The organism is Erwinia sp. AK-PDG3-5 (assembly GCF_056821705.1).
Map to the genome: position 1 here is coordinate 2,814,721 of NZ_CM165967.1, position 16,196 is coordinate 2,830,916.

The following is a 16,196-nucleotide window of genomic DNA, read 5'->3' on the forward strand; positions in this document are numbered from 1 at the left end:
CGATCGCCTCCTGGCCGGGTTAAATCAGCCGTGGCAGAGTGCGATCGCCTCACATCCGAATTCAAGCACCAGATACTGCTGAGCCTGTATAGCGCTCAGCAGCCGGTTGCCTTATCTCAGCTTCAGCTTTCTCTGAGGGTGCGTGGCCGGATCGTGCAATACCGCGCCATCCTCCCAGGAGAGTTCCCACAGCTTATAGGCGACATCGAGATATTCCTGCGCCCATTCATAGCGTTCATCGTGCGGCACGATGTCATTGAAGCCGTAATTGCGGAACCCGTTCGAAAAAATAGGAGGTGACGATATTCCAGCCGATACGCCCGCGGGTGAATTCATCCAGCGAGGAGATCTGGCGGGCAAATGAAAATGGATGGGCCTGAATCACGTTGCTGGTGACCACAATCCCCAAATGCTCGGTCACCAGCCCCAGCGCAGAAACGAGAGTAATCGAATCCGGATCGGGAAACTGCGTGCCCGCCCGGATGGTAGTTTTACCGTCGCCAAAGTCGGCGTCATACACCCCCACCACATCGGCGATAAACAGGGTATCAAAACGCCCTTTTTCCAGCGTTTTCACCGTCTTGACGTATTCATCCAGCGGGTTGTAGCCGTACTGGACCTGGCCTTCGGTGGTGCGCCAGTAACCATGGCTGTGATGGTTTGGCGTCAGATGCAAAAAACCGTTATAAATCAGTTCGCGTGACATTATGTCTCCCGTTTCAGTTGTGGGCGAATTCCGCCGCCTGCAGCCGTGGCAACGAGGCGAGTAACTTTTGCGTATAAGGATGGCGCGGACGATAGAAGATCTCGCTGGCGCTTCCCTGCTCCACCGCGACACCGTCTTGCATCACCAGCACCCGATCGCTCATATGGTGGATCACCCCGAGGTCGTGGGAGATAAACAGGTAGCTCACGCCCAGCTGCTGCTGTAAATCGCTGAGCAGATCGAGGATTTGCGCCTGAATAGTCACATCCAGCGCCGACACGGCTTCATCGAGGACAATCACGTCAGGTTGTGTGGCAATCGCCCGCGCAATGGCTACGCGCTGGCCGCCGGATAATCGCGCCGGCGTTTGCGTCATATGTTCCGGCCCCAGACCCACCGACGCCAGCAGGCTCAACGCCCGTTGGATCGCCGTCTGGCCAGGGATCGCCGGCCCGAGGGCAATGGCATCGAGAAGGATTTGTGACACCCGCCAGCGCGTATCGAAAGAGGAGAGTGGATCCTGATAGACCACCGAAATATGGCGGCGTATTTCGCGCTGGTCGCGCGGTGATGCATGGCTCCAGGCTTTGCCCCGAAACAGGACTTCGCCGCTGTCCGGCTGCGCTAACGCCAGCGCAATGCGTGACAGGGTGGTTTTGCCCGAGCCCGATTCCCCCACAATGCCCAGCGTTTCACCGCGCCCGAGGGTAAAGGAGACGTCCGACACCGCACGATGTCCCCTGAAGTCTTTGACGATATTGCGCGCTTCAAGCAGCCATTCCGCAGATTCGTTCGCCGCCGCTGCCGGTTGCGCCAGCGCGATCACCCGTTCGCCCGTGGAGAGCCGCTGGCCTTTGGTGTGTTCGCTGGGAATGGCGTTGATCAGGCCCTGGGTATACGCATGCTGCGGACGCTGCAGGACCTGGTCGACCGTGCCCGATTCGACCAGCGCGCCGCCCTGCATCACCAGAATGTGGTCAGCTATTTTCGCGACCACCGCCAGGTCATGGCTGATCAGAATGATGCTGGTGCCGCGATCCAGCATCTGTCGGAGCACCTCCAGCACCTGCGCCTGAACCGTGACGTCGCGCGGGACTGCCTGACTTTTGTTTTGCGTGCTCATCAGCGCGATCCTCCTTCTGCCCGCTGTTGCAGGTAACGACCAATCTGGGTGAATGACAGCGCCACCAGCGACACCAGCGGGCGAAACGCATTTGGCGCAATGTGCTGTAAAAACAGCCGGTGCCACGGATGCCCCAACGCCCGCGCGGCCTCGACGTAGCCCGACTGTCGCACCTTCAGCGCCTGGGCACGCACCAGCCGCGCATAGCCTGGCGCAGTGCCAATCCCCACCGAAATCAGCAGGCTGCTGGCAGAAGGACCCAGCAGCGCCACAAAAAGCAACGCCAGTAACAGCGTGGGAAACGCCAGCAGAATTTCCAGCAGGCGGTTAACCGGCCCGGCAACCCAGCGCGGTGCCAGCGCGGCGCTGAACCCGAGGACGATGGCACCCACCAGCGCAATGGCCATCGCCCCCAGCCCGATCGCCAGCGACTGACGCGTGCCCCAGATGATGCGGCTGTAGAGATCGCGGCCAATATCATCGGTGCCCAGCCAGTGGGCGAAGGACGGGGCCTGCAGGGCATTAAGTAAGTCGGTACTGAAGGGATCATGCGTCGCCAACAGTGACGGCGACACGGCGGCGACGATAAAGAACAGCGCAACCAGCAGCGACAGTGATGCGGAAAGCGGTATCACAGTCAGTGCACGCCGCAAGCGCTGACGCGGGACGCGCCCGGCCTTAGCGTCTGAAAAATCGGAAATATGACTGGTCATGAGTGGCCTCGCAGTCGCGGATCGACGATCAGATAGATCAGGTCGACCGCCAGATTGATAACGATATAGAGGAAGCTGATCAGGATGACGATCCCCGATATCAGCGCGAAATCCTTATTGCTGACCGCATTGACCAGCACGTTGCCGAGGCCGGGGCGGGCAAACACCGCCTCCACCAGCACCGCGCCGGAGAGTAAATTGCCGATCGCCCACCCGCTGAGGGTAATCGCCGGGATCAGCGCATGGCGCAGGACGTGATGCAGTTTGACCTTGCGCAGACTCATGCCGCGCGCACGCGCAGACAGCACAAACAGGGCCGAGCCCATCCTCACCAAAATGCGGCGCCACAGGCTGCGGTGTTTAGCCGAAGTGTCGCCCGATCCTTCGCTGGCGGTCGGTTGATTCCCCGGTGAAATAAGATCGGTCATGGCGTCTCCTGCACGAAGTAGGCGTCGTTGAAATTCAGTAAGCGATTGCCGCTGTCCTGCCAGATGCCCCGGACGTTATTGGCTATCGCGACGTTGTAAGTGAAGTTGTATCCGCCGATGGCAATCGCCTGGTCGTCAAACCACTTTTGCAGCACATCAAATTTCTGGCGACGGCGGGCGGGATCGGGTTCGCGTTGCGCGTCAAGAATCTGTGTTTCGACTTCCGGGTTATTGAAGAAGCTGGTGTTATTGCCGTTAAACGCGCCGGCAAGCGTCGCGTTATAGACGATGTCGAGAATGTTGGGTGACGGCCAGATCCAGTAACCAAAGCTGATCTCCTTATCCGCCGGGCGCGACCTGGCGCCGGCAAAGCCTTCGGTTTGCGTCAGCGGGATCAGCACCAGTTTGATACCGACCTGCTTAACCTGATCCTGCACCGCCTGCAGCATCAGCGCGCCTTCCTGATCGATAATCGCCTGAATAAAGGGCAGCCTGGCAACCAGCGACTCGCCGTCCTTCACCCGATAGCCTTCGGCATCGCGTCCGGTCCAGCCAGCCTAATCCAGCAGCGCATTGGCTTTGGCAACATTGAGCGAATAACGATTGTCAACGTTGAGTTACAGCGGCGTGCTTTTACTCAGGGATCCGTTGCCTTCATACGGCACCGCCCCCTTGAACACCGTTTTGACAATTTGCTGGCGATCCAGCGCATAGGCAAAGGCCTGACGTACCCGCCGATCGGTAAAGGGGCCGCGCTGAACGTTGAATGAAAAGGCCTGTGGCCGGCCGGTGGCCACGTAAGACAGGGTTTGATAGTCCCGCTGCAGCGCGTGCCACTGCGCGGAAGGTGGCTGGTAAATCACGTCTGCGCCGCCGCTAACCAGCGCACCCCAGCGGGTGGTGGCGTCCGGCACAAATTTCCATTCCAGATGCTTTATATAGGCCGGGCCATTGTGCCGGGCGTTTGGCGGTGCCCAGTGATAATCATCGTTGCGGACAAAGCTGATCCCTTCCCCTCTGACCCATTTTTCTACTTTCCATGGGCCTGTCCCGACCGGCTTCAGGCATTTTTGCTCACTGCTGTTATGCGCAATGGAATCCGGTGACTGGAAACCATAATGCCCATTCGCCAGCACGTTATAAATTTCTGGATTGGGCTCAGATAAATGTCACTCAACGGTATAATCATCGACTTTAGTTAACCCGGTCATATAGGTAAAACCGTGCCAGCCAATGCCTTTAGTCCACGCGGAATAATTAGCGACCACCGCATCGGCATTAAATTTATCGCCGTCGGTAAATTTAACGTCTTTGCGTAAATGAAAGGTAATGGTTTTGCGATCCGCTGATTCCGTCCAGTCGGTTGCCAGCCAGGGACGTATTTCCCCGCGATCAAAACTGACCAGATAATCGAAAACCTGCCGCGACAGATAGGCCTGCTGCACCCATCCACCCCACAGGCACGGCGGCTCCTGCTCGTGCAGATAAAACAGCGTGCCGCCGTCCTGATTATGCCCTGCCACCCGTGCGGGCGCGGGATCCGCCAGAGCGACAGGCTGCCCCACCAGCAGCAGCATCGCCCCTGCCGCCAGCGGTAATAAGGTTTTATTTATGCGTAAACTGCTCATCGCGTCATTCTTTCCCCTGATAATGCCGAATATTCGCTGGACCGTAATTAATGCTGCGGCCTGGACGTTATTTAAATTAAGATCGTATTCTGTTTATAAGACGAATAGAGCACAGAAATCCGCGAGGGCAAGTATCAATACCGGCAGTAGATAGTTAAATATGACACAGCCGCGTCATGCTTTTTGTTACTGAACAAATAACGGTGGGCGACAGTCAATACAGGTTGGCTTGTTGACAGTTTTGATAATAAAAGGTAAATGATTCACCTGTCGTAATGCACAGATTAAAGCCTCTCAAGGAAAGAACATGACCGAACGTAGCTATTTTGATAACGATGCGCTGGAGATGGAGACGACCGTCATCAGCTGTACACCGCAGGACGACGGGCGATTTCGGGTGATCCTCGCCGCTACCCTTTTCCATCCGCAAGGCGGCGGACAGCCTTCCGATCGCGGAACCCTTGACGCGGCGTCGATGCTGCATGCCGCACAGGAAGACGGCGAGATCGCCCATTACACCGATGGGCCGCTCGCACCCGGCCCGGTTAACATCAAGGTGGATGAACCGCTGCGTCAGCTGCATAGCCATTATCACTCTGCGGGACACTTTATCGCCGTGGCCGGGGAGACATTCGGCTGGCACGGCAGCAAGGGCAATCACCGCCCTGGCGAGGCGCGGGTGGTATTCGAGCCCACTGACCAAAAAACGCCGGTCACGGCCGAGCAGATTGCGGCAGATGTCGCTGAGATTGTCGCGCGCGATCTGCCGCGCCAGCTGACGATCGCCGACGGCCGTCGTGAGGTCACCTGGGGAGATTTACCGGCTTATGCCTGTGGTGGCACCCACGTGGTCAGCACGGCCGAGGTGGGTCGGGTGCGCATTCTGAAAATCAGCGAAAAGAAAGGCGTGCTGACGGTGAAATATGAGGTTGGCGAGTAGCGAACAATGCCACCTGTTTGGCCAGGCCAAAACATTCAAAAAAAGCGCATTTTTCGGAAACTACTGACCATATTAACATGGCATTAAAAACAGTATTGACTCGAGTTCTTATTGGAGTAGTTTATTAATCAACGGCAGGAAAAACCCTCCAGTCGTTAATAAGTTAACGCTTTACAGTGTTAAGTAAGTAATCTGCGATAAAGGTCACGAAATATTGTTGTATGGGCTATGACGGTGGGGAAGTTATCCACCCGACGCGTTAGAGCCACGTAACAAAATTTGCACCGATCGCAGGATGGGAACGAAAACGCGATGATGTCAGGCCATGTTTCAACAGTACTCAGAGTCGATGTATCGTTATCTTTCATAACGATTTTCCGACGATAGTCAGGCCATGCATCAAGAGTATATATCGCGATGGGAAGATGTACGTGTTCCGCCTCCTTTTTTAAGGTGGGCTGTGTTTAAACGGTAATAATAGGAGGTCAGTTATCAACACAGTGCCTAATATTATCTGTGTGGACTTGTACATTTAACGTTGTACAATCAGCAGTAAATCGATGTAAGTAAATTAATGCTAAATGACGAGTATGCAGTACTGTAAAAGCCCTGACCTGAAAAGTCGGGGCTTTTACGTTTCTGCGGTTGTTGAAAACACTCCCAATCTTTCAGCACCATTATCCGCCCTGCGCATATGAACAGGACGGCGGGTTTTGGTCTTACGCGTCAGACAAGCGGAAGGTGGAGACGGAATGGGTCAGGTAATGCACCTGCTCTTCCAGAGAAGCCGCCGCCGCCGCGGATTCCTGCACCAGCGAGGCATTTTGCTGGGTCACGCTGTCCATCTCGGTCACCGCCTGCTCAATCTGGCTGATACCGCGACTCTGCTCGTCGGAGGCGGTCGAAATATGATCCATCAGCACATCCACCTGGCTGACCGAAGCAATTATCGCCCCGATCGCCTCGCCGGTCCGGCCAACCTGATCCGATCCGGCACGAATGTTGATAACGGATTCGGCAATCAGACTTTCGATCTCTTTGGCCGCCACCGCGCTGCGCTGCGCAAGATTACGCACTTCCGCTGCCACCACCGCAAAACCACGGCCCTGCTCACCGGCACGCGCCGCTTCCACCGCCGCATTCAGCGCCAGGATATTGGTCTGGAAGGCAATGCTGTTAATGACGCCGGTAATATCTTCGATTTTCTTCGAACTGCTGTTAATCAGTCCCATGGTGACGATCACCTGCTGGGAGACCTTTTCGCCGGTTTTGGCATTTTTCACCGCTTCGCCGGTCAGGCGGCTGGCTTCGAAGACGTTTTCGGTGTTCTGTTTCACCGTCGCGCCTAACTCTTCCATGCTGGCGGCGGTTTCGGTCAGGGCGGCGGCCTGTTGCTCGGTGCGCGATGCCAGATCGATGTTGCCGGCAGCAATCTCTTTCGAGGCGTGCGACACGGTCAGCGTCGAGTTGCGCACCTGACCAATAATGTCGGTCAGCGACTGGCGCATCTGCTCCATGGTTGCCATCAAATCCTGGATTTCGCTCTGAGAACCGACGGTGACCGGCACCGGCTGGTCGAGGATCCCTTCGGCGATTTTGCTGCAATAGGCTTTCGCGCTGTCGAGTGGATTCAGCACATAGCGCTTGATAAAGAACAGCACGGCGGTAATCACCAGCAGGAACAGCACGCCAAAGAAGATAATCACGCTCATCCCCAGGCTGAAGTGGCGCTGCGCATCGCTGTTGAGCTTTTTGGCATAGGCCTCGTGCTCGGCGAGCACCTGATCGAGGACGATTTCATACTGTCGGTCGAGACGGATCACCGTCGCCAGCTGGTCCTTAAAGCGCGCCTGATCGTTGGCTTCAGCCGCGTCGATCATTGGCTGAATGCCCTGCTGACGGTAGGTCAGATAGGCCTGCTCATAGGCTTTTGCTGCAGCGTCTTCACCGGCTAAGCGTGGCGCATCTTTATATGCCTGGAATGCGGCATCGGCCTTGCCGATCACCGTCTTCACGCCTTCCAGCGACGGCTTAGACAGCCCATCGCTTCCCTCACTGGCCTTCATATATTCCATCAGCCGCAAACGTAAGGTGCGGCTGTGGTTAATCGGGTCGATGATCGACAGCACAACGCGGATCTCTTTATTGACCGCATCCAGCGACTGGTTGCTGCGAGTCAGCAACCAGATGCTGGCGAACATACTGCTAATAAAGATGATAAATAAGAACAACATAATCAACAGCGAGGATTTTTTAACCGACATAGCGTTATCCAGATAAAGGGGAGGTCTTTAACTGTTAACGGCATAAATTTCGAAAAATTTAGCCCCTGCCCCCAGGATCTGCTTTGAAAAGGCGATTTTGCAGCGAATGTTAAAATCGGTGTCGGCTACGCCCGGATTAATGTCGGCTGGCGCAACCACATTTCGGGATGTCACCGAGCACTTCTTTGCCTAAATGCGAATGCCTGACCTGCAGCTCACCCTGCTGCCACTGGCCGCTGAGATCGGCCCGATTATCCAGCAGTCGGTTTAGCGCCTCGGACACCAGCAGATCGCTGCGCGGTGCCCAGCTGGTCAGATGCCAGGTGGATGAACCGGCATCATCACTGTCATTGAAGCCCACCACGCCGATATGCACGCCCTGACCAAAATCACGGATTGCCTGAATCGCGCCGAACGCCAGCAGATCGTTTTCACATAACAGCGCATTAATGCGTTCTGACGCCCGGGTCTGTTTCAGGTAGGCAGTCATGGCCTGCCACGCCAGTTCGCGGTCGTTGTTGCCGGCAATCAGCACCCTGTCCAGCCGTTTATCCGCTGCCGTCAGGCTGTCGGCAAAACCGGCCATCTGCCGCAAAGACGCTGCAGCGCGGTCTTTCCCCTGCATAAAGCCGAAACGCTGATAGCCCTGCGACAGCAGCAATTTTCCGCTCTCAACCCCCGCCTGATACCCCTCGGCCGCAACCACCGACTCCTCACCCTCGCTCGCGCCGCCAAGCTGGACGACGGGGACGCCAGGAAGAAGATCGCCGGCCACCGACTGCGCAGTGCCGTCGGCAGTGAGGAATACCAGTCCGTCGAGTTCGAGGCCTGCGGCTTTTTGCATCAGGGATGGCGTGCGGTCCGCAGAACGGGCGTTGAGCAACAGCGGCAGATAATCGCGCAGATCCAGCTGCCGGGTGACTTCGTCCAGCATTTTCAGGGTCCAGGGATTGCTGAATCCCTCGCTGACCACGCCAATAACGCCGGCGCGCTGGCCGCTTTTTTGCTGCTGATGGGGCCTATCCGTCATGAGTGTTTTCCCGCTTATCAGGCTGATTAGGTTGAAAGAAAGAACAGGTAACAAGATTGTTAAGATAATGCGATCTTTCATCAGCATGACCTAAAGTCCGGGATCTGTCACCGTCCCGAACCGACATCTGCAACACAGATCGTCTGCTAAAATGAATTTACACATTTAAATTTATAAATATAATGGCCCGGCACATTTTTCTCAGAAAACCGGAAGCTTTATGAATCGTCCTACCCTTTTTTCCCCGCTACAGCTTGGCGGCTTCACCCTGCGTAACCGTATTGCCTTGCCGCCGTTAACCCGCTGCCGCAGCGAACAGCCTGGCAACATTCCCGGCGAGATGATGGTGGAATACTACCGACAGCGCGCCACCGCCGGCTTTATGATCACCGAAGGGACGCAGATTGAACCGCGTGGACAGGGTTATGCCTGGACGCCGGGGATCCACAGTGAACCGCAGATCGCCGGATGGAAAAAGGTCACCGAAGCCGTACATCAGCAAGGCGGCACGATCTTCTGCCAGCTGTGGCACGTGGGTCGCGTCTCGCATACTGCGCTTCAGCCCGGCGAACAGCCGCCGGTGGCACCTTCTGCCGTCACCGCCACCGGCGTTCGCGTGTTTATCGAAACCGGGCCGGGCGAAGGCATGTTGACGGCACCCAGCGATCCCCGCGAACTCAGCACCGAAGAAGTGAAAGAGATTGTCGGGCTGTATCGTCAGGCGGCAGTCAATGCACAGGCCGCCGGATTTGATGGCGTGGAGCTGCACTCTGCCAATGGCTATCTGATCAATCAATTTATCTCTGAACACACCAATTTCCGCTGTGATGAGTACGGCGGTTCGCTGGAGAACCGACTGCGCTTCCTGAAAGAGATTGTCGAAGCGGTCAGCGAGGTGTTTGGCAGCCAGAAAGTCGGCGTGCGTTTTGCCCCGCTGTTTACCAGCACCGATGAAGAGCGCGTCTATTTAGGCCTGGTTGAAAGCGATCCGCACGCGACCTATATCGCCGCGGCCGGCATGTTGAATGAACGGGAGATTGGCTATCTGTCGATTGCCGAAGCCGACTGGGATAACAGCCCGGATCTGCCGGTCAGCTTCCGCACGGCGCTGCGGGAAACCTTCCACTGGCCGATCATGTATTCCGGCCGCTATACCCGCGAGAAAGCCGAAAGCATTCTGCAAAATGGCTGGGGCGATCTGTTTGGCTTTGGCAGAACCTTTATTGCCAACCCGGACTTACCGGCCCGCTTTGCGTCGGATGTTGCGTTAAACCCGGTGGATGCGTCCTCGCTGTATGGTGGCGGCGCTAAAGGGTATACTGACTACCCGGTTTACCGCTCCTGATTGTTTGTGAGGCTGCATGTCCCCTGAAAGCGCCATGAAATTACTGTCCAACCCCACCCGGTTGGCGGTGTTGCAGTGGCTGAAGAACCCGCAACAGGCCTTTGCAGGCTATAGCCAGCTCTATGACTATGACCTGTACGGGGTGTGTGCCAGCCTTATTCAGGACAAGGCCGGCTTATCCCAGCCGGCCACCTCGCTGTGTCTGAAGGTGCTGTTTGAAGCCGGACTGCTGGAAGCCAGTAAGGTCGGAAAGTGGACCTATTATCGCCGCAATGAAACGCGCATTACCGACGTGCGCGAAAGCCTGGTCGGATTTCTGCAGGATTTATAACGTCGTCGCACCCCCCTGCGGTTCATCCCGATCGCTTAACCTACTGACGGCGAATTAGCGCGTAATCATCGACTTAATTCAGCCAGCCGTGGATTCTGTAACAGACGGCGCCAGGCGCTTTCCACTGCGCCCGGCATCTCAACCGCGCCAATAAATCCTTTACCGTTCGGGCCATAGCCGTGGGCATCATCTTTCAGGCGGGCCATTTCCCCCAGAATCATCGACAGATAGCGCTCCAGTGACCAGATCCCGCCAAGACCCGGCCTGCCGGTAATGGTGAGCTGCGAATCCACCCTCGTCAGCACGGGGGTAAATACCGGCCAGCTCAGGCATTCAGCCTGCACGCCCTGCTGTTGCCACTGATGTAAATAGGTGGCTTTGGTGCGTCGCTGCATCAGCGGATCCTGCACCAGCAGATATCTGGCCGGAACCTTCCCGGCCTTTTGCAGAAAGTTAAGCCTGAACAACGCGTTTTCGCCACAGTTTCTCGAGCGGTTTTCATTCAGCACCTGCTCTGGCGGTAAATTAAAAGCCTGTATTGCCATTGCTTGCAGCAGATCGCCTTCCCCGCCGGTCAACGTAGCGAATTGCTGATAACGCCTGTCTGCGGCCAACGCCGCGCGCAGCAGCGCGGTGGAGTGTCCCTCGCCGCCGCTGAGCAAAAGAGGAATGCCGCGCTGACGGGATAACGCCATTGCCCCTTCGATTTCCGGGAGGATGGCATTACCTGCGAGGATAATAAGTTGAACGTCGTCGATCTCCCGTTCAGCCAGATCGTTTTCCGCCAGCCAGTGGGACAGCAGATTGAAATCATCGACTTCATAAACGCTGAGTTGCATTAAAAACTCCTTATTAAAAGCATTACAGGTCAGGCAGAGTCAGATAAATTTACCTTAATGGAAAGCCTCCGCAGGAAAATTCGGAAATCATGCCATGAAACGCCAGCCAACCCTTCCGGGGCTTAAACGCCCGATGAAACTCAGTACCTCCGTCAGCCTGATGGTCAGCGCGGTGATTGTCGCCGTCTTACTGGCCGTCCACTTTTTCTATTTTCTGCAGATAAGCCAGGTCACTAATAAAGGCGTCGAGGATAAAGCGTTGGCGGTGGCCCGTACGCTGGCGGATTCGCCGGATATTCATCGCGGACTGCGGTTACCGCCGGACAGCAACGTCATTCAGCCGATCGCTACCGCCGTGTTGCAGAGCAATGACCTGCTGTTTGTGGTGGTCACCAATATGGCCGGTATTCGCTATTCGCATCCCAATAAAGACGCCATTAATCACCATTTTATTGGCGACGATTTGCAGCCCGCGTTATTGGGCAAAGAGAATGTTTCGATCAACCGCGGGCAGCTAGTGCAGGCATTGCGGGTGTTTACTCCGGTGTTTGATGCTGAACACAGGCAGATTGGCGTGGTGGTGATTGGCATCTCGCTAAGCGAAGTGGCGGATCAGATTAACCAGAGCCGCTGGAACATTCTGTGGACCGCGCTGTTCGGCATCCTGGTGGGCGCTATCGGCACCTGGCTGTTGGTAAAAGCCTCCCGACGAATTCTGTTCGGCCTGGAACCGTACGAAGTCTCCGAGCTGTTTGAACAGCGTCAGGCCATGCTGTATGCCATCAAAGAAGGGGTGATCGCCGTGGATATCAACGCCCAGGTGACGTTGATTAACCATGCCGCGCGCAAGCTATTCCGTGAAACGGGCATGCCGCAGGCGCTGGAAAGCGAAATCATTCAGAGTATTCAGGCCACCGGCGCGCTGATTATCAACCTGCGCGAAGTGCTGCGCAGCGGCAAACCGCAGCGCGATGAAGAGATCCTGTTCCGCGGTCGGGTTCTGCTGTGCAACACCATGCCGGTGCTGAAAGGCGGCGTGATGATTGGCGCGATCTGCTCTTTCCGCGATAAAACCGAAGTGACCCAGCTGACCCAACGCCTGAGCGGCATGGTTAACTATGTGGATGCGCTACGTCAGCACTCCCACGAGTTTATGAACAAGCTGCACGTAATCCTCGGCTTATTGCATATGAAGAGCTATACGCAGCTGGAAGATTACATTCTGAAAACCGCCAATAACTACCAGACCGAGATCGGCTCGCTGGTGAAAAAAATCCAGTCGCCGGTGATTGCCGGCGTACTGCTGAGTAAATTAAACCGCGCGGCGGACAGCGGCCACCAGCTGATCCTCAGCGAGGACAGTTTCCTGCCCGACAGCGGTAACGAACAGCAAACCTCGGTACTGGTCACCGTGCTGGGCAATCTGATTGAAAACGCCTTTGATGCGCTGGCACAGCAGCCGGATGGCGAAGTCAGCGTGCTGCTACACTATCAGAATGGCTGGCTGAGCTGTGAAGTCAGCGATGACGGCCCCGGTATCCCGGCAGAACAGCTTGATGCGATCTTTGAGCACGGCTTTTCGTCGAAGGGTGAGCAACGCGGCGTAGGTTTATTCCTCTGCAAGCAGCAAATCCAGAGCCTTGGCGGCGAAATTATTGTAGAGTCCGACCCTGGGGTTTACACCCAATTCTTAGTACAACTGCCGTGGGATGGAGGAAACCGATCCGCATGCTAAATGTGTTAGTCGTCGATGATGATGCGATGGTGGCAGAGCTGAACCGCTGCTACATTGGCCAGATCCCGGGATTTGCCTGCTGCGGCGTGGCGTCAACGCTGAAACAGGCCAGAGAAATGGTGCTGCACAGCGAACTGTCGGTGGATTTGATCCTGTTGGATATTTACATGCAGCAGGAAAACGGGCTGGATTTACTGCCTGAACTGCGCGCGGCCAGGCGCAATATCGATGTCATCGTCATCTCTTCCGCCGCCGATGCCCAGACCATTCAGCAATCGCTGCATTACGGCGTGGTGGATTATCTGATCAAGCCGTTCCAGTTCTCCCGCTTTGAAGAGGCGCTGACCGGCTGGCAGCATAAGAAATCGCTTAAGGACCAGCATCCGTGGTATCAGCAGACCGATGTCGATGCCCTGCTGCACGGCAATCCGCCGGACGTCACCGAAGCGCACCGTCTGCCAAAAGGCTTAACGCCGCAAACGTTGCGCACGCTGTGCCTGTGGATTGACAGCCATCACGACAGCGAGTTTTCAACCGACGATCTGGCCGCCGCCGTGGCCATTTCCCGCGTGTCGTGCCGCAAATACCTGATCTGGCTGGCGCAGCGTAAAATCCTCTCCACCAACCTGCATTATGGTTTAACCGGCCGGCCGGTTTATCGCTACCGCTTGCAGGCGGAACATCGCGAGCTGTTAAAACAGTTTTGCCAGTAGCCTTAAACGGCGTGAAAATCCGCGTCCAGTAGCGTGAAGCTAAACTGCCGCTGGGAAGAGCAGATCACCTGACGGTCGCGGGTGACAAAAACGGCTTCGATGTCGGGTCTGTTTGCCAGATAGTCGAGGCCTTTTTTAACGCCCATTCCGTACAGCAAGGTGGTGTAGATATCCCCGTCGATCGAGTCCTCAGAAATCACCGTAACGCTCAATAACTCATTATCCAGCGGATAGCCGCTGGCCGGGTCGAGAATATGGTGGTAGCGTTTGCCCGCCAGCTCGAAGTAGCGCTCGTATACGCCGGAGGTCACCACTGATTTGCCGCTGACGGTAATCACCCCAATCAGCTCTTCCGGCGCGCCGAACGGCTTCTTCAGGCCGATGCCCCAGCCCGGCGCCTCGCTATCCGGCGTTCCGCCCAGCGTCTGCACGTTGCCACCGAGATTGATCAGCGCATGTTCAACGCCCTGCTGACGCAGGAAATCCCGCACCCGATCGGCAATATAGCCTTTGGCGATGGCCCCCAAATCGATCTCCATCCCGCGCTGTGTCAGAAACACCGAACGGGCCGCTGGGTCGAGGATCACCTGCTGCGGATCGGTCAGCGGCAGCAGCGCCTGAAGTTCTTTCGCCGGCGGCACGCTGTCGCCGTGAAAACCGATCTTCCAGCGTTTGACCAGCGGGCCGATGGTGACGTTAAACAGGCTGTCCGGCAATACGCTGACCGCTCTGGCGCGGGCAATCAGGTCAAACACCTGCTGGCTGACCACCACTGGACCGACGCCGGCGGCATGGTTGACCGACATCACTTCTGACTGCGGCCGGTTAACCGTCAGCAAAATCTCCTGCTGTTTGATCACTCTGAACACCGCGCCGGCCAGCGCTTCATTATGATCAAACAGTTTGAGAAGGATCGGCGAACCCATCAGCACTGCGGAGTAGGAATAGACGTGGGTGTCAGATGACATGCTGCGCTCCTGCTTTCTGCCCAGATAGGGCTGACATTGTGCCACGGCGCAGGTTTTTCTGCTGGGTTTTGCCATCCGCATTACTGGGTGATCGATAACCGGTGAGGCTTAAGATTCTTTTATCAGGATTAACATCGGGTTATTCACCGCTCTGCCTTCACGCCAACAGTAAGTACAGAATAAAATAACTCAGCAGGTAGCAAATAATTATTATGCACAACACTTCCCCTTCCCCGACTTCCTTTTCAACCGGCAACGATGCTGTAGAAGGATGGCGTGACCGGTGAATTACTGGCTGCTCCACTGACCGCTTTGTCATTTATTTCATCCCGGGTAAAAGTTAACGAAGTAATAAACCGGCCTTAAGGTAAATCAGAAGCTGTAAGTAATGGCGGCGATGGCGGTAAATTCATTCCGGCGATAAACAATCGGGCTGTCATCCGCCTTATCACCCAGCCAGGTATAATTACCGATCAGCATGCTGCCCCACTGCGCGCTGTACTGATGATTCCAGGTCAGGCTCGACTGCATGCCGTAGAAGCCACCGCCGGTGTGATAAGTTGCATAGCCGCTGCGCTCGCTCTGCTGTCGGTTGACGCCATAAAAGGTATTGTTGTAGCGGGCATCGCCAAACAGCGCCGCCGTCTGTAACGCCACCGTGTCGCTGCGGGTCTGCCAGGGAAGCAGCGTGACGGAGCCCTGATACTGCACGCCCTGCGAATCCGTCAGCGGTAGGGTGGCTTTACCTTCAACGGAAAACCACGGCGTGGCCTGCCAGCCAACGGCGATCGCCGTATTGGCCACCGCGCTGATATTGCCCATGCCTTTCAGTTTATCGGAGCCATCTCGCCAGGCATTGTTGTCGTCTGACCGCCCGAGGTTATAGCCCAGCGTGTGTTCCAGATAGAGGCCATTATCCGCCTGCAGGTCGTAACCCAGACCTTTTTGCGAATCGAAGAAAAACGCCCCATCGCGCGCCTGCACCAACGGGACAATCTGCCACTGACGCTGGTCGGAACCGCTGTAACGCGGCGTATTCACCGCGCCGATGCCCACCATCAGGCTGGGATCGGCCGGTGCAGTCTGATCGGCTCGCACTAACGCGCTCTGGGCAATTAACAGCAGGGAGGCTAAAGGCCACAGTCTATTTATCGGCTTCATCACAATCACTCATGTCGGATTATCTTACCCTGACTCAGGGTCCCTGGAATGAGTTGATGATGAGCGCCCGTTATCAACAGACGGTCGGTTATTTATTAAGAACGTGTCAAGACCGAATTATTTCACAGAAAAATAGTGCTATTGATGACGATTGTTTTGTTGTACTCTGCTTTTAATTTCAGGCAATAGTTTTACCGGCAGCCGCTTAATACAAATCAAATGACTGTTGCACTTTATTTAATGCGTGATGTGTTGATAAGTAAATTATAAAT

16 protein-coding genes and 1 pseudogene are annotated in these 16,196 nt (G+C 55.9%); 5 read left to right on the forward strand and 12 right to left on the reverse strand.

Annotated elements, in window-relative coordinates; genetic code table 11:
• Positions 1-111: 111 nt before the first annotated feature.
• From AC1UKS_RS12945 to AC1UKS_RS12975, 7 genes and pseudogenes are all read right to left on the reverse strand, one after another.
• Complete coding sequence (locus AC1UKS_RS12945) at positions 112-249, reverse strand: hypothetical protein (protein WP_482433929.1); 138 nt, start codon at positions 247-249, stop codon at positions 112-114.
• Between the two features lie 4 nt (positions 250-253).
• Entirely contained in the window at positions 254-706 is a 453-nt protein-coding gene (locus tag AC1UKS_RS12950; RefSeq protein ID WP_482433931.1) for an LLM class flavin-dependent oxidoreductase, read from the reverse strand.
• 13 nt (positions 707-719) lie between these two features.
• Complete coding sequence (locus AC1UKS_RS12955; RefSeq protein WP_482433933.1) at positions 720-1,829, reverse strand: ATP-binding cassette domain-containing protein; 1,110 nt, start codon at positions 1,827-1,829, stop codon at positions 720-722.
• A complete protein-coding gene (locus AC1UKS_RS12960; protein ID WP_482433935.1) occupies positions 1,829-2,542 on the reverse strand; it encodes an ABC transporter permease in 714 nt (237 codons plus the stop codon). The genes AC1UKS_RS12955 and AC1UKS_RS12960 overlap by 1 nt, the downstream gene beginning before the upstream one ends.
• The gene (locus AC1UKS_RS12965; protein ID WP_482433936.1) at positions 2,539-2,970 is read right to left on the reverse strand and encodes an ABC transporter permease subunit; all 432 of its coding nucleotides are present in this window, start codon (positions 2,968-2,970) and stop codon (positions 2,539-2,541) included. The genes AC1UKS_RS12960 and AC1UKS_RS12965 overlap by 4 nt, the downstream gene beginning before the upstream one ends.
• The gene (locus tag AC1UKS_RS12970; protein ID WP_482433938.1) at positions 2,967-3,491 is read right to left on the reverse strand and encodes a hypothetical protein; all 525 of its coding nucleotides are present in this window, start codon (positions 3,489-3,491) and stop codon (positions 2,967-2,969) included. Before AC1UKS_RS12970 ends, AC1UKS_RS12965 begins: the two co-directional genes overlap by 4 nt.
• Positions 3,492-3,587: 96 nt before the next feature.
• Positions 3,588-4,598, reverse strand: a pseudogene (locus AC1UKS_RS12975) (ABC transporter substrate-binding protein).
• A gap of 307 nt (positions 4,599-4,905) precedes the next feature.
• Between AC1UKS_RS12975 and AC1UKS_RS12980 the strand changes: the two are divergent.
• Complete coding sequence (locus AC1UKS_RS12980) at positions 4,906-5,538, forward strand: alanyl-tRNA editing protein (protein WP_482433939.1); 633 nt, start codon at positions 4,906-4,908, stop codon at positions 5,536-5,538.
• Positions 5,539-6,257: 719 nt separating this feature from the next.
• Here the strand turns inward: AC1UKS_RS12980 and AC1UKS_RS12985 are convergent.
• Both AC1UKS_RS12985 and AC1UKS_RS12990 read right to left on the reverse strand, forming a co-directional pair.
• Entirely contained in the window at positions 6,258-7,802 is a 1,545-nt protein-coding gene (locus tag AC1UKS_RS12985) for a methyl-accepting chemotaxis protein (protein ID WP_482433940.1), read from the reverse strand.
• Positions 7,803-7,938: 136 nt separating this feature from the next.
• A complete protein-coding gene (locus AC1UKS_RS12990) occupies positions 7,939-8,832 on the reverse strand; it encodes a substrate-binding domain-containing protein (RefSeq protein ID WP_482433942.1) in 894 nt (297 codons plus the stop codon).
• Positions 8,833-9,052: 220 nt separating this feature from the next.
• On the opposite strand from AC1UKS_RS12990, the gene AC1UKS_RS12995 reads away from it, so the two are divergent.
• Both AC1UKS_RS12995 and AC1UKS_RS13000 read left to right on the forward strand, forming a co-directional pair.
• Positions 9,053-10,177 (forward strand): alkene reductase, encoded by a 1,125-nt coding sequence (locus AC1UKS_RS12995; protein WP_265910211.1) that lies wholly within the window; start codon positions 9,053-9,055, stop codon positions 10,175-10,177.
• A gap of 16 nt (positions 10,178-10,193) precedes the next feature.
• Complete coding sequence (locus AC1UKS_RS13000) at positions 10,194-10,508, forward strand: ArsR/SmtB family transcription factor (RefSeq protein WP_206403240.1); 315 nt, start codon at positions 10,194-10,196, stop codon at positions 10,506-10,508.
• Positions 10,509-10,573: 65 nt separating this feature from the next.
• Here the strand turns inward: AC1UKS_RS13000 and AC1UKS_RS13005 are convergent, their stop codons facing one another.
• Positions 10,574-11,347: an ElyC/SanA/YdcF family protein gene (locus AC1UKS_RS13005; protein ID WP_482433945.1), complete on the reverse strand. Its 774-nt coding sequence runs from the start codon at positions 11,345-11,347 to the stop codon at positions 10,574-10,576.
• A 94-nt stretch (positions 11,348-11,441) separates the two neighbouring features.
• Between AC1UKS_RS13005 and AC1UKS_RS13010 the strand changes: the two genes are divergently transcribed.
• Together AC1UKS_RS13010 and dcuR are read left to right on the forward strand one after the other, a co-directional pair.
• Positions 11,442-13,082, forward strand: a complete 1,641-nt coding sequence (locus AC1UKS_RS13010) for a sensor histidine kinase (protein ID WP_265910209.1) — start codon at positions 11,442-11,444, stop codon at positions 13,080-13,082.
• A complete protein-coding gene (gene dcuR, locus AC1UKS_RS13015; protein WP_013201781.1) occupies positions 13,076-13,795 on the forward strand; it encodes a two-component system response regulator DcuR in 720 nt (239 codons plus the stop codon). Before AC1UKS_RS13010 ends, dcuR begins: the two co-directional genes overlap by 7 nt.
• Before the next feature lie 2 nt (positions 13,796-13,797).
• Here the strand turns inward: dcuR and AC1UKS_RS13020 are convergent, their stop codons facing one another.
• Both AC1UKS_RS13020 and AC1UKS_RS13025 read right to left on the reverse strand, forming a co-directional pair.
• Positions 13,798-14,763 carry an FAD:protein FMN transferase gene (locus AC1UKS_RS13020; RefSeq protein ID WP_482433947.1) on the reverse strand — a complete coding sequence of 322 codons (966 nt, stop codon included), beginning with the start codon at positions 14,761-14,763 and terminating at the stop codon, positions 13,798-13,800.
• Between the two features lie 372 nt (positions 14,764-15,135).
• A complete protein-coding gene (locus tag AC1UKS_RS13025; protein ID WP_482433948.1) occupies positions 15,136-15,924 on the reverse strand; it encodes a MipA/OmpV family protein in 789 nt (262 codons plus the stop codon).
• Positions 15,925-16,196 lie beyond the last annotated feature (272 nt).

Coding starts and splice junctions, on each gene's coding strand:
- AC1UKS_RS13025 (WP_482433948.1), bottom strand. CDS start 15,924: ATGAAGCCGATAAATAGACTGTGGCCTTTAGCCTCCCTGCTGTTAATT.
- AC1UKS_RS12950 (WP_482433931.1), bottom strand. CDS start 706: ATGTCACGCGAACTGATTTATAACGGTTTTTTGCATCTGACGCCAAAC.
- AC1UKS_RS12990 (WP_482433942.1), bottom strand. CDS start 8,832: ATGACGGATAGGCCCCATCAGCAGCAAAAAAGCGGCCAGCGCGCCGGC.
- AC1UKS_RS12980 (WP_482433939.1), top strand. CDS start 4,906: ATGACCGAACGTAGCTATTTTGATAACGATGCGCTGGAGATGGAGACG.
- AC1UKS_RS12995 (WP_265910211.1), top strand. CDS start 9,053: ATGAATCGTCCTACCCTTTTTTCCCCGCTACAGCTTGGCGGCTTCACC.
- AC1UKS_RS13020 (WP_482433947.1), bottom strand. CDS start 14,763: ATGTCATCTGACACCCACGTCTATTCCTACTCCGCAGTGCTGATGGGT.
- AC1UKS_RS13000 (WP_206403240.1), top strand. CDS start 10,194: ATGTCCCCTGAAAGCGCCATGAAATTACTGTCCAACCCCACCCGGTTG.
- AC1UKS_RS12985 (WP_482433940.1), bottom strand. CDS start 7,802: ATGTCGGTTAAAAAATCCTCGCTGTTGATTATGTTGTTCTTATTTATC.
- AC1UKS_RS13010 (WP_265910209.1), top strand. CDS start 11,442: ATGAAACGCCAGCCAACCCTTCCGGGGCTTAAACGCCCGATGAAACTC.
- AC1UKS_RS13005 (WP_482433945.1), bottom strand. CDS start 11,347: ATGCAACTCAGCGTTTATGAAGTCGATGATTTCAATCTGCTGTCCCAC.
- AC1UKS_RS12960 (WP_482433935.1), bottom strand. CDS start 2,542: ATGACCAGTCATATTTCCGATTTTTCAGACGCTAAGGCCGGGCGCGTC.
- dcuR (WP_013201781.1), top strand. CDS start 13,076: ATGCTAAATGTGTTAGTCGTCGATGATGATGCGATGGTGGCAGAGCTG.
- AC1UKS_RS12955 (WP_482433933.1), bottom strand. CDS start 1,829: ATGAGCACGCAAAACAAAAGTCAGGCAGTCCCGCGCGACGTCACGGTT.
- AC1UKS_RS12965 (WP_482433936.1), bottom strand. CDS start 2,970: ATGACCGATCTTATTTCACCGGGGAATCAACCGACCGCCAGCGAAGGA.